This window comes from Glaciibacter sp. 2TAF33 (assembly GCF_052114945.1).
In the GTDB taxonomy this organism is placed as follows: domain Bacteria; phylum Actinomycetota; class Actinomycetes; order Actinomycetales; family Microbacteriaceae; genus Cryobacterium.
The window spans coordinates 167,878-180,687 of the sequence record NZ_JBFRFS010000006.1 but is presented as its reverse complement, the minus strand read 5'-3'; the positions used below and the strand labels follow the sequence as shown (position 1 = coordinate 180,687).

At 69.8% G+C, this 12,810-nt stretch carries 10 protein-coding genes; 3 read left to right on the top strand and 7 right to left on the bottom strand.

What is annotated here, in order from left to right; translation table 11 throughout:
• Positions 1–30: 30 nt before the first annotated feature.
• The 6 genes from AB4Y94_RS07980 to AB4Y94_RS07955 form a co-directional block, all read right to left on the bottom strand.
• Positions 31–3,150, bottom strand: a complete 3,120-nt coding sequence (locus tag AB4Y94_RS07980) for a DUF2272 domain-containing protein (protein ID WP_441727103.1) — start codon at positions 3,148–3,150, stop codon at positions 31–33.
• 48 nt (positions 3,151–3,198) lie between these two features.
• Positions 3,199–4,329, bottom strand: coding sequence for a hypothetical protein (locus AB4Y94_RS07975; protein WP_441727101.1), 1,131 nt, complete (start codon positions 4,327–4,329; stop codon positions 3,199–3,201).
• Positions 4,326–4,751: a hypothetical protein gene (locus tag AB4Y94_RS07970; protein ID WP_441727099.1), complete on the bottom strand. Its 426-nt coding sequence runs from the start codon at positions 4,749–4,751 to the stop codon at positions 4,326–4,328. The genes AB4Y94_RS07975 and AB4Y94_RS07970 overlap by 4 nt, the downstream gene beginning before the upstream one ends.
• A gap of 21 nt (positions 4,752–4,772) precedes the next feature.
• Complete coding sequence (locus tag AB4Y94_RS07965) at positions 4,773–6,044, bottom strand: hypothetical protein (RefSeq protein ID WP_441727097.1); 1,272 nt, start codon at positions 6,042–6,044, stop codon at positions 4,773–4,775.
• A complete protein-coding gene (locus AB4Y94_RS07960; protein WP_441727095.1) occupies positions 6,041–8,470 on the bottom strand; it encodes a hypothetical protein in 2,430 nt (809 codons plus the stop codon). Before AB4Y94_RS07960 ends, AB4Y94_RS07965 begins: the two co-directional genes overlap by 4 nt.
• A 178-nt stretch (positions 8,471–8,648) precedes the next feature.
• Entirely contained in the window at positions 8,649–9,308 is a 660-nt protein-coding gene (locus AB4Y94_RS07955; protein WP_441727093.1) for an AfsR/SARP family transcriptional regulator, read from the bottom strand.
• Positions 9,309–9,485: 177 nt separating this feature from the next.
• Here AB4Y94_RS07955 and AB4Y94_RS07950 point away from each other — a divergent pair, with 177 nt between their 5' ends.
• The 3 genes from AB4Y94_RS07950 (at position 9,486) to pnuC (ending at position 11,757) form a co-directional block, all read left to right on the top strand.
• Complete coding sequence (locus AB4Y94_RS07950; protein ID WP_441727092.1) at positions 9,486–10,319, top strand: aldo/keto reductase; 834 nt, start codon at positions 9,486–9,488, stop codon at positions 10,317–10,319.
• Positions 10,320–10,386: 67 nt separating this feature from the next.
• Entirely contained in the window at positions 10,387–10,968 is a 582-nt protein-coding gene (msuE, locus tag AB4Y94_RS07945; protein WP_441727090.1) for an FMN reductase, read from the top strand.
• Positions 10,969–11,079: 111 nt separating this feature from the next.
• Entirely contained in the window at positions 11,080–11,757 is a 678-nt protein-coding gene (pnuC, locus tag AB4Y94_RS07940) for a nicotinamide riboside transporter PnuC (RefSeq protein WP_441727088.1), read from the top strand.
• Here the strand turns inward: pnuC and AB4Y94_RS07935 are convergent.
• Positions 11,744–12,808, bottom strand: a complete 1,065-nt coding sequence (locus AB4Y94_RS07935; protein WP_441727086.1) for a hypothetical protein — start codon at positions 12,806–12,808, stop codon at positions 11,744–11,746. The genes pnuC and AB4Y94_RS07935 overlap by 14 nt on opposite strands.
• Positions 12,809–12,810 lie beyond the last annotated feature (2 nt).

Genomic DNA, 12,810 nt, shown 5'->3' with positions numbered 1-12,810 from the left:
TATACGTACTTCAGCGGACGGGGCCGGAACTCAGGCGAGCACGGTTCGGCACTGCTGCACAGGCCGGAGCACGGCGACGATTCGGGCGGTGCTCTCGCCGGGGAGAACAGCCGGAGGCGGCGCGGCGGCCGCGGCGGGCATGGCCGGGAACGACCCGTTCGTGTTCTGGCCGACAAAGCGTTGCAACTGTGAGACGACGAGGAATCCCGTCGCATCGACCGGGTATCGCCGCCGCCTGACCGTGTTCCCGACGTTTCCGCCGATCGTCTCAACGAATGTGGGCTGCACGTCGACGACGATGTCCGCGTGCATCTCCAATCCCGTCAGTCCCGGGATGTGATCGAATGTGAGCAACGCCGCCGCGGAGTTCGCGTTCCGGTCCTGCACGATGATGTCGCCGGTCTGGGGTACATGTTCCGTGGTGCGGAACGCGTGGTAGGTGCCGTTCCGACGGCAACTGGCATCGAACGTCGTCGGTGAGGTCTGGCAGCCGAACCTGCGTCGATGGGCCTCGAGCAGGTACTCCCAGTGACGCCCGAGCGGCGACAGTTTGAGCAGGGTTTCCTCGCCCCCGCCGGTGAGGCCCTGGAGGTTCAGCTGCATTCCCGCCCGGCGCACGCAACTGTTGATGAACGCGGCGCTCCAGGCGATGGCGTCGAGCTTGCTGCGGCGCGCGGCCAGGATGGCCTCCACGACCAGGTTTTCGAGGTTTGCCGGGGTGCCGGGCAACGGCAACGATCGGATGAGGAGCCGGGCGATCCGCCGCGCCGCAGCGTTGACCGCCGCAGGGGCGATCGTGGCCGCACCGAGGAGCGTCGCCCCATAGGTGGTGTTCGGGGTCCGGGCCGCGATGACGACGAGATTTGCGGCCGGGATCCCCGACTGCTCAGACAGCCAGTAGCGGATCAGGTGCCCGAACGTCGACGAGCCGGACTCCGGCAGCAGAGCGGATGCGGAGCTGGTCCACAGCGCCTGCTCCGCGCGGGCGGCGGCCACGACCTTCTGTCGGATAGTCGTCTCGGAGACCACGGGCACCGTCGGGGCGAAGAAGCCGCAGACCGTCTTCACCGGTTTGTCCTCGAATTCGTACCCGGCGAGCTCATCGTTCTCGTTGCCCTCAGTCTCGTTGCCCTCGGTCTCGTATCCTTCGGTCTCGTATTCCTGGGTCTCGTATCCCTCGGCTTGGTAGCCCGGGGTCTCGTACCCCTCGGCTTGGTAGCCCGGGGTCTCGAATCCCTCGGCTTGGTAGCCCGGGGTCTCGTATCCCTCGGGCTGGTAGCCAGGGGTCTCGTACCCCTGAGCTTCGTACCCCTGAGCCTCGTAGCCTTGTGCTTCATAGCCCTGTGCCTCGTCGGCCTCGCTGTCGTAACCTTCCCCTTCGGTGACGTAGCCTTCAGCTTCGTACCCTTCCGGTTCCAGCCACGCCTCGGACTCGCCCGTCTGTTCGGCGGATGCCTCAAGCCACTCCCCGCCGACCTCGGTTTCGCGGGCGGGGGAGCCGCCGCAACGGAACCGGGTCGTGCCAGGGACATCCGCTCCGGCGTCCCCGAGCAACAGCCCGCCGTACGCGCCGGGAATGTCATCGTGCTTGGTCGTGGTCAGCTCGACCCGGAAGCGGGCCCGCAGCCGATCGGGTACGGACGCAGCACCAAGCGGCGCGCAGAGTGAGCCTCCGACCGCCTCGCTGTTGCGCTGGGTCCCGGGGCGCTTGGCCGTCCCGGCGCGATAGAACACCCGCAGTGCCGGCGGCACCGCGGACGGCTGGGCGAGTTCCCGGGTGAGGCGCCCAAGCGCCCAGGTGCTCACCGCCGCGCCGGAGTTGTACAGGCCGTCGAAGATGTACACCTCGTCCGGGTCGGTGTGGGCGAGGATCGCGGTCAGGGGCGCCCCGCCGCCCGAATGCGCGGTGAGGATGAGCCGCCCCGCCGGCGCGCTCACCCCGGTCTGGGCGGTGAACCGGGCCAGGGCGTCAGCGCACAATCGTGCGAGGGCCCCGGGCTTCACGAGCGCGGGGAACGAGTAGCCCCGCCCGCTGTCTCCGCCGTAGAAGTTCCCGCGCGGAAGCACCGTCAGTGTCGGCCGGGAGCGCCCGGCCAGGTCCAGACCGCTGGCCGGTGCCTTTTCCCGCGCCAGATCCATCGCCCGCCCGCTCGGTGAGAAGCCGTGCAGGTGCACCACGACGTCGATTGCGGCCGGACGTGACATCCCGTTCCACCCCAGCATCAGGTCAGGGTGAGTTCCGGCGTGCCCGGCCAGCAACGGATGCTCGCGCACGACCAGTTGCCCGGCTCCCGTCGTGTCCGTCGACCCGGCAGGAACCACCGGCTGGGGGAGTGGCACCGGCGCGACCGGTGGAATCTGCCCGGTCGCCGGGCGGAGCTGGGCACGATAGGCGGCAATCGCTTCCTTCGCCCGGCGTCCGGCGTCGCCGGACAGGTAGGTCCAGTAGGCCCAGCTGCCACGCACATCGACGTGCGCGTAGGTGCCGCCGATTCCGACTCCCAGGTTGCGGCCCCCGACGTCGAGCGCGAGTTTGGCGATCTCCAGTCCACTCATCCCAGCGATGCGGACGTCCGCCGCCTGCCCGGAGCAATGCCGGCTGAGCGTCGCCGTCTTGCCGTATCCGGCGTAGACCTGCTTGTTCCTGGCCCACGACCGGTATCCGGAGGTGATGGTCACGGCTTTGCCGCTGCGAACCCGCATCGCCTCCAGAAGCCGCACCAACGCGGGCGAGATGCGCGCGACATCCGCGAACCGTCCTCCGCTTCTCACGAGTTCCCCGACCGTGAAATGGTCGGAGAGTCTCTGCGAGCGCACGGCCGGCCCCGTGGCCAGCAGCGGCAGACCGGTGTTGTGCGGGTCCCAGTGCTCCGCCCGCTCGCCGGTGGCGCCCGTTCCCGACGGGAGGACGAGACCGGAGGGGAATCCCTCCCCTTCGAACGCCGGCCCTTCGAACGCCGCTCCGGCCTGGCCCCGCCACTCGGAGCCGAGCGCCTCGAACACCTCCGAATCCTCGACCTCGCCGGATTCCTCCAGGGACTCCCGGGGCTCCGGGGTCGCGCCCGCCCCCGGCCCGACGACTGCCTCGTTGAACGGCGATTCAAACCCGGACTCCGTCCATCCGGCCTCTCCGGTGCGTGTGTCGTACATGCTGGATTCCCGCCCTTCCTCAGTCCACTGGCTGTGCCGGTTCCCGCGCTATCGCGTGAGCACCGGCGACCGACCCTGCACGGCGACCGGCGCCTTCCTGGCTTTCATGTCGCGACCTGTCGCGGACGACCACTCCGTGATCACCCGGCGGCTGGTGGGCCCGAGCGGGACCACGGTCGAGTTGAGGGGTGGGGTCGACGCGTACAACACCCAGGCGAATTCCGGGCCGGTGACGATGTCGGCCTCGAGGGTGCGCAGCAGGAGCGATAGGTCGTCGGCCATCGAGATCAGCGCCGCCGACCGGCTGTGCGGGGCCATCCCCACCCGTTCACCGATGATGCGCAGGCGGTCGGCCGGACTCGTGGCCTGCGCCCGCAGGTCCACGACGACCGGGGTGTTGGTGTCCAGGCTGAGACTGAGCCAGCCGAGCACCAGGCACGCGATCAGCTCCTCCCGGGCGAGCATGGCCTTCTGGCGCCGGGACCGCAGCAGGAACTTCAGCTGCTCGGCGAGGCGGAAGATCCTGTCGTCGTCAGCGGAGTTCACACCGGACTGGTTGCGGAGGTTGGTGATGGCCTGCCACAGCTCGTACAGGAGCTCCTCGAACAGGCCGACGAAGGTCGTATTCGCGGCGAGCGCCTTGTCATAGACGAACGGCTTGTTGTCGTCGTATCCGAACGCGAGATCCATGCCGAACAGGCGCCAATAAGCGTTCCGCCGCACGGCCTCAGGGTCCGGTCGCACCGCGCTCGTCGACAGCCACGCGGGCACCGGGTTGGGCGCCTGGAACAGGATGGTCTCGGTCGCGTCCAGCCACCGCTGCGTCGCCACCGACGGCACTCCCAGCCCCTCGCCGGACCGGAACTCCCGCACGACACGGCGCATGATCTGCACCATCCGCGTGTTCTCGAGAACGTAGGCGTAGCCGAGATGGTCCCACGCCGGGTTCACCAGCGGGTCGTACGCCGCGAACGCGCCCGTTGCAAAGAGGCCGCGGCGCGCCGGGCCGGCGGGCGGCCCGTTCGGCGCCCACACGTCGGCGGCGTTCCAAACCTGCTCCAGGTAGAGCACGAGGTCGAACGGGTCCGCACCGATGACCGCGGCGGCCGCGTCAGCGGGCGAGAGCGGCGGAATGGCGCCCGGAGGGTTGACCAGGCGATTGACGAGCTGCGGAATCATGATAATTCTCCCGTTCCGGTGGTTTCGTACAGGATGGGGCCGCACGGGTATGGACCGCCCGGTGTGTCGTGGAGGAATCCGACATCCCGCTCGTCGAGCGCGATGTCGTAGCTGTCGCTCTTCACCCGGTCCAACGACACCCGGAGAGTGTTCAACCGGTTCGAGGCGCACGCGTCGAGCGGGGTGCCGGCCTGGGTGTTTCCCGGCGCTGACGCGGCGAGGTCCCGCAGCGGCTGCAACTCGCCGACGACATCCGTCAAACCGTTTTGGAGCACGTTGATCAGGGTGCCGAAGCCGCCCAGCAGCTGCAGCTCCTCGAACAGGCGTTCGTTGCTCTCCTTGAGCTTGTCGATTTCGGCGTAGGCGGCGGCAAGCGTCCTCGCGGACTGCTTCGCTGCGCCGGAACCGCTCGTGTCAGACATTTCTACTCCGATCCAGGTTTCTTACGCCGCCCGGGCACTCGGCGGCTCGGCGGTCATCCAGTCGCGCGCCCGTGCGATCCACAGGGCCGCGTCCAACGGGCGCTCTGCTTCGCGCAGGCCCGCCAGTGCGATCAAACGGATGCCCTCGGTGCGTCGCCAATGCGGTGACACCCACAGGGACGCACCGGCGTCATGCTCGAGGTCCGCGAGCGCGCTGGGCGAGACCCGGGTCGGATCGACCACGCTGGTCATCGGCCGGCCGCCGAGGCCCGGAACGGGCGAGCCCAGGCAGGCCAGGGCGATGGCGTTCAGCCGAGAACGCGACCGCGCCACGAGCGCCCGCACCGTCGGGTCCGCCCGCTCGACCGGGTGGGACACCGCGACGGCTTGCTCCAGTGCGTCCCAGGAGCCGGGGCCGAACACGCACCGGCACAGGGCGCAGCCGAGAAGGGTGCGGAGGTAACCGATCGGATGAGGGTCGCCGACCGGCCAGCGCAGGATGCTCCGGGCGTCGCCGACCACGTCGTACAACGCGGTGACGGAGGCGAAACCGGTGTGCACGAACGCGAACACGTCGGCCGCGATCTCCGAGCTCCACGGCGCCCACATCGATTGCAGCTCAGGGTCGCCGTCGAGGGCGGCGGTGATCGACGCTCGAACGGAGGGCACCCAGCCGGTGAGGAAGGCAACCTGGTGGCCGGACTCGTGGAACAACGAGGTGGGCCGGTAGAGGTTGTGCCGCACGATCTTGATCGCCGCGACCGGGTTCACGCTCCCGGGCGCCCACAGCCTGATCCCGGCCCGGAGAATCGATGCGCCCATGCCCTTGTCGAGGTACACCAGCACCGGCACCGGCAGTTGCCCGGCTTGGGCCAGAACCGGTGCCATGCTGTCCTCGGCGAGCCGGTCGAGGGTCTGCAGGGCCGCGCGAAGCTGTCCGCTGGTGCGCGAGTTGACGGCGTCACCGAAGAAGTCCAGCGTCACCTCCACCTGCGCGTAACGCCGGCGGAAAGACTGCACGGCCCGGGCGGCGGCATCGAGTCGGCGCGGGTCCAGCCGCGCGGCCCGGATCAGTGCGGTGGCCGACCGGCCGGACGCGATGAGGTCGGTGACGATGTGTGCCAGCTGCCGTCGAAGCGGCAGGCCGACCTGGGCCTCCACTGAGCGCCAGGCGGGTTCGGCGGCGAACTCTTCAGCGTCGAGGAAGGTGGTCGCTGCGGCGAGCCAGTGCGCCGTCTGGCGCTCGAGGTCATCGACGGCGAGGCGAGCGGATGCCGCGGGGAGCGTGATCACGGTCGGTGCTTTCCCGCTTGCACCGTGACTGCGCCGCTCGGCGTGCCGCGGAAGGCGCTGCCGGAGGTGACGGACTGGAGTGACGTGCCGGGCAGCGTGCCGCGCAGCGCATCCCGCACCACGCCGAGCCCTGGTACCCCGGACAGGGTGATCGTGACGGTGACTCCGCTGGCCGGGTTCGCGGCAGCCTGCACGAATTCCGCGGCGCGTGACCTGGTCCACTCCGCCAGCACCGGCAACAGCCAGGACCGGAGCGCTCGTCGGAGCGCGGTCGCGACCGGCGGCATCAGCCGGCTGAGGGCATCGCCGGCCGACGCCTCGCTCTCGTCCCGTTCGGTGAGGATCCGCACCCGGCCGTCCCCGGAACCGAAGGAGCGCGCGGCGCTGTCGTAGGCGGTGGTGAGGGCGGGGAGCAGCGTCGCTGCCGGTCGCCCGGTGCGCACGCCCCCGGCGACCTGTTGGGCATCGGTCTCGGAGAAATACAGCGCGACCGCGATGCGGGACCCCGCGGTGTCCACCAGGATCCAGCCCTGACTCGGGGCGGTGCGCTGCGCGGCCGACCCGCCCATGGGCCCGGGGGTGGGCGTGCCGGCGGCGGTGAGCGGCTCGAGGTAGAAGAATCGCTGGCCGGCTGCGACACGCTGGCGGCTGCGCAGGAACGCTGCAGCCACGGACACGCCCAGCCCTGGCTCGCGCAGCAGAAGCCCGGCCGCCGCGGGCGTGAGCGGGTGCAGCTGGGTCGATGAGATCCGGCTGCCCGTGCGCCGGCCCCGCTCGATCGCCGCGATCCGGCGCAGCGATGTTCCGACTGTCGCCTCGAAGATCTGCAGTCGCGCCTTCATCGGTAACGAGACTCCTGCAGCGCGCAGGGTGGCCGCGAGGGTGACCCCGCCGAAGGTGGGAATGCGGTCGGCGATCGCCGCGGTCAACTCGACCTCCGGCATCCGGTTGTAGCGCCGGTAGGGCCGCGCGCTCCGGGGGCGCCGGGTCACGAACCTGCCGCCGAGCGTCGGGGCCCGGCGCAGGTTGGGCCGCACGTAGGTGTGCGGGAAGTTGGTGGCGACCGCGCGTTCGAACGCCTCGGCGGTGGCCAGCTGCATGAGGTCTTCGTCCTCGAGCACGTAGTCCTCGGTCTCGGCCAGGCGGCGCGCCGTGTCTTCGATGGTGGCGGCGAGCATGGCGGGCACGGCTTCGCGGTCTGGTTCGGCCTCGGGCTGCTCGAGCGAGACCAGGCGGAGGCCGGTATCGACGATGGCCGTGGAGAGCGGCGCGGCCACCTGGGGTCCCACCCAGCGCCCGACGAGCTTCGCGAGGTAGCCGGCCAGGAAACCGACGACACGGGGCCGGCCGACGAGGTTGATGCCCACCCTCAGGGCCCCGAGGAGCGCCGGAACGAACTGTTCGACCGCCGGGGCGATGTCTTCACCGTCGCCCGCCCGTTCGAGGGTGTCGATGAGCTGGCCGCGCGCCTCGGCCAGGGCCTCGAGCTCCCGGCTTTCGGGGGCCTCGCCGCCCTCGCCGCCGTCGCGTTCGGTGTCACCGGCGAAGGACTCGAGTTCGCCTGGTGCCCCGTCACCCACTATGCCCTCAGCGAGGGCCGCGTCGAAGGATTCGGCCAGGGATTCGACATCGGTCGCCTGGGCGGGCGAGAACGCGTAGTCCTCGCCCTCGCCCTCGGACAGGGCGTCGCGTTCGCCGGTGAGCTTGCCCGCGACCAGTCGGGCCGGAGCTCGCAGCGGTTCGGGGAGCCTCCCGATGGCGAAGGAGAGCACCCGCTTCAGAAGCGGTCGGATCAGCGCGCGCAGGCGCTGGAGTGCGATGCCGACCAGTCGTCCGGCCACGCCGCTCGCGGCCTGGGCCGCCGTCTTCACCGCGAAACTCGCGACGCTCTTCGCCTTCTTGATCAGGGAGCCGAGGAACTGCTCGCCGGCCGGCGACCCGGGTGCGGTCGCCGGGTCGAATCGGTCCAGGACCTCGTTGAGGTGATCCTGGTCGAGGGAGGCAAGATCCAGGCCGGACAGCCCGTCGACGAGCCGGTCGAGATAGTTCTCGGCCTCGAACTGGATCGGCGACAGGTGGGCGCTCGCGAGCTGCTCCTTCGCCGCTCCGGCTGACGCTGACGACTCGTCCGAGAACCGTTGTCCGACCACGTCCTCGGTTTCGGCGACGAGATCACTGAGCGCCTCGTCGAAGGCCTCGTCCCGCAGCTCGGCGAACGCCTCGCCCAGGGCGCGGTCGGTCTCGTCTGCACGATCCTCCTGGAACTCCCCTTCGTTGAAGGGGCTCAGGCTCTCCGTCCAGGGCAGGAAGCCGAGCGCTGCAGGAATGCGTGGTTCCGATACCGTCTCGGTCTCGGCGAACGGTCCCTCACCGAATGGTTGGGTCTCCCACTCCGCCTCTGCGGCCGGCTCCTGGATCGTGGACATCAGAACGCTCCGTTCCACAGCCCGGTCGACCGCCGTGCCAGGCGGCCGGGTCATCGGCTGCACGTCCAGTGCACCACCGCGGCCGTCCTCCGCCGTGTCCGGCGGCGACGTGCTGCCGTCCCTGGAGCGTCCGCAGGGCATCCGCTCGCCGTCGCCCGCGCGTCCGCGTAGCGTCGTGTCACGCGGGACCAGTGGGCCTCGTGGCCGCGTCGCCCAGCGCCGCGACCAGGGCGGCGTTCGGCGCCACCCCCAGCTCGGAGTGAAGCACCCGGCAGAAGTCGTGGAACCGGCGAGCTGCAGCGTACCGGTTGCCCTCCAGGAGATGCGCGCGGATCAGAGCGGCAGCGGCGGATTCCCGGAGCGGCTCGGCGGTCAGGGCGGCCATGCCGGCCTGTGTTGCCAGCGCATGCTGGCCGGCCGTCGCCATCGACAGGCAGGCGGCCTCGAGCGCCTGCACCCGCAGCAGATGGAAGGTCTCTTGCGCGCTGACCACCCATTCCTCGTGCCATCCGGGGAGCAGATCCACGGACAGGAGCTCGATCTCGGCGAGCGTCAGTGCGCTCCCGTCGAGCGCCCGGACGGCGATGCCGCGCGCGACCGGAAGGTCCACGACGGCGTCAATCATGAGGTCATCCGCACTGGAGAGGACCCACCCCGGAGGGGACTGCCAGAGGGCCCGGCGCAGATTCGCGCGGGCATGCGCCTCCGGCTGGTCCGGCCACAATTCGCCGGCGGCGACACCCCGCGACACCGAATCGGAGTGCAGGGCCAGGAAGACGAGGATGCGCCGGGCGGGGAGCGTCAGCGAGACAAGCGGGGAGACGCCCAGCCTTCCCACGATCGAAATGTGTCGCCTGGTGTCCGTCATCCCCGATGTCGCAGCCGGTGTTGTGCGGTGTCGGAGGACCGGGTGGTTCAGCCGGCGCTCAATCGGCTCAGTCGCGACAATCCCAACTTTGGCCAGTGGCATCCGCTACGTCAAGCACCATCTTTGGACGCAGCCTAGGCTGGGGCGATGACGAAACCGGTTCCCACCCTCACCCTCAACGACGGCCACACGATCCCGCAGCTGGGCTTCGGGGTATTCAAGGTCGACCCGCCGGCGACCACGCGCATTGTGACCGATGCGCTCGAGGTGGGCTACCGCCACATCGACACGGCGGCGGCGTACGGCAACGAGGCCGGAGTCGGCGACGCGCTGGCCAACTCGGGTATCGACCGCGCGGAACTTTTCGTCACGACGAAGTTGTACAACGACCGCCAGGGCACGCAATCCGCCTTCGACGCGTTCGACGAGAGCCTGGAGAAACTAGGCCTCGACTATGTGGACCTCTACCTGATCCACTGGCCGTCGCCCGCGCAGGACCGCTACGTCGAAAGCTGGAAGGCGCTGGAGCAGATCCAGGCCTCCGGCCGCGCCCGGTCGATCGGCGTCTCGAACTTCCTGGTGCCGCACTTGAAACGCCTCTTCGGCGAGACGGATGTCGTACCGGCCGTCAACCAGATCGAGCTCCACCCCGCCCACCAGCAGCCAGAGGTCACCGCCTTTTCCCGTGCGCACGGTATCCAGGTCGAAGCGTGGGGGCCGCTCGGCCAGGGCAAGTACCCGCTATTCGAGGCGACGGCGGTCGCCGTTGCCGCTGAGGCGCACGGCGCGACGCCAGCCCAGGTGATCATCCGCTGGCACCTGCAGACCGGCAATATCGTCTTCCCGAAGTCGAACCGGCGGGAGCGGATGGCGGAGAACTTCGACGTGCTCGGATTCGAGTTGAGCCCGTCCGAGGTGGCAGCAATCAGCGCGCTCGAGCGCGCGGGACGGGTCGGTGGCGACCCCAACACGGTCGAGTAGACGCCGACTCTTACGTCGTGTGTCGACGCGGGTGGCAACATCCGCGGGGCACGCCTAGCGTCGAACTATGTCGTACACCCTGAACGTCGTCGCCGTCTCCGGAAGCCTGCACGCGCCGTCGAAGACCACCGCGCTCGTGCGCGAGATTCTGGACGCGCTCGCCCTGGAGCTCGCGATCGACGTGCACCTGATCGAACTCAGCCAGGTCGGCCGCGACTTCTCCGGCGCACTGAACCGCGGCGAACTCTCCGCTCTGGCCGAGAACGAGCTGCAGAAGATCGAGGGAGCCGACCTCCTGATCGTGGCATCCCCGGTCTATCGGGCCTCGTTCACCGGGCTGTTCAAGCACGTGTTCGATTTCGTGGACCAGTACGCCCTCGTCGACAAGCCGGTGCTGCTGGCGGCCACCGGCGGCAGCGACCGGCACGCGCTGATCCTGGAACACCAGTTCCGCCCGCTGTTCAGCTTCTTCCAGGCGCTCACCCTCCCGCTCGGGGTCTACGCCAAGGACTCCGAATTCACCGACTACCGGGTGAGTGACGACGCGCTCCGGGGACGGATCAGCCTGGCGATCTCACGCGGGCTGCCGCTGGTGCGTGCGAGCCTCCCCACCGGCCTGTTCGCCGATTCCTCCGCCGTCGTCTGGTAGCAATCACGCCGCCCGGCGTGGGGGCAGGCGAGGGGCCGACCTGTGAAGGCTTAGATTTGAGGTGACGGATGCGCCGACGCGCGTCGGACAGCGGACCAGGCAGGAGCGCGGATGAACCCGATCGAGTGGTTGTTCGATGCGCAGCTGCACATCGGCGGCCAGGTCATCCTGTGGCGTGAGGTGATCGGCAACCTGTTCGGGCTGGCCAGCGCACTTGGCGGGATGCGCCGCAAGGTGTGGGCCTGGCCGGTGGGCATCATCGGCAATGCGCTGTTGTTCACGGTTTTCCTGGGCGCGGTGTTCCACACGCCGAACCCGATCAACCTCTACGGGCAGGCGGGCCGACAGCTGATGTTCATCGCCGTCTCGGTGTACGGCTGGTGCCAGTGGCGCTCGTCCCGGAACTCAAGCGTCCAGGTCGCTGTCGCGCCGCACTGGGCCGGCGGGCGCAACCGTCTCTTCCTGGTGCTCGGCATGGTCGCCGGCACCCTGATCCTCACCCCGATCTTCCGGGGTCTCGGCTCGTTCGAACCGGTCTGGGCGGATGCCTGGATCTTCACCGGGTCGCTGCTGGCCACCTACGGCATGGCGAAGGGCTGGACCGAATTCTGGCTGATCTGGATCGCCGTTGACATCGTCGGCGTGCCCCTGCTGGTCAGCGCCGGATACTATGCCTCGGCCCTCTTGTACCTGTTCTACGGCGGGTTCACCCTGGTCGGCTTCCTGGTCTGGATGCGCGTGCAACGCCGGCGCACAACGCTGGTGGCGCAGGAACTCACAGGCGGTTGATCGGCGGCGGTTGGTCACGCCGGGCCAGAGGCGGGTAGGTCTGGGCGCGGAAGCTCCCGTCCCGATCCCAGGTCACCCGCACGGTGACCGTGGAGGACAGTTCGTCGGCGTCGTTCGTCACCCCGCGAAGCGTGCTCTGCACCCACGCACCGTGCTGCACGAGTTGCGGCAGGTCGCTGCAGGTGCTGACGGTCAGTTCCGAACCAGACCTCAGGAACAGGCAATACTCGCCCGCGGCGTTGCGCGCGACATACACCTGGTAGCCCACGTGGTAGGCGTCCAGGGCGATCGGTCGGATGCTCCCCGGCTCGATACCCGGTCCAAGATTCGGCACCACGCCCTCGGGGAATATCGACGGCCGGAGGAACACCTGGAGCACAGTGCCCGTGGGACCGGACTCGCCCGTCCCGCCGGCGCCCGAACCGGCGTGGGCGCCGCGGGTCTGGGGGTAGCCGGCCGGGGCCTCGGAGCCGGCGGACGCATCCGTCGATTCCGGCTCACCCTGGAGCGCCTGGATTCCGAGCGCCGCCAGGATGCCGAGGATCGCCCCGGCGGCGGCCAGGAGCAGCGAATGAGCGTGGTGCCGGGGAGGGTCGGGTTGACCGGGCTGGCCGTCGTCCGGGTATCCGGCGGAGGGATCGGCGACAGGATGCGCGGAGGGTCGGTCGGCGTGCCGTCCGACCGGCGGCTCCGCAGGGTCTGTGGCCCAGTCGCCGAACCGGTCAAGGACCGCGTCCAGGTCGGCGCCGTCACGGGCGAGTTCCTCGGCGAGGGCGATCAGCTCCGCGGCTTTGCCTGCCCGCTGACCTGACGCGGCTGAATCGGCGGATTTCGAGAACACGGCGTCCTGCAGCGGGCGAAGCGCAACGGCGGGGTCCGGCACGCCGGCCGGGGTCGGCGCCAGCGGATGGGCGCGCCACCAGAGGGCGTCCCCCAGGTCATGCCGCCCGCGATACGCGGCGCGGAGGTTCATGAGCACGGTGGCATCCGTTTGCGCGGTCTCCCAGAGGCGACGTGCGAGACGGGCCTGCGCCGTGGTTCCGCGAGTCACGT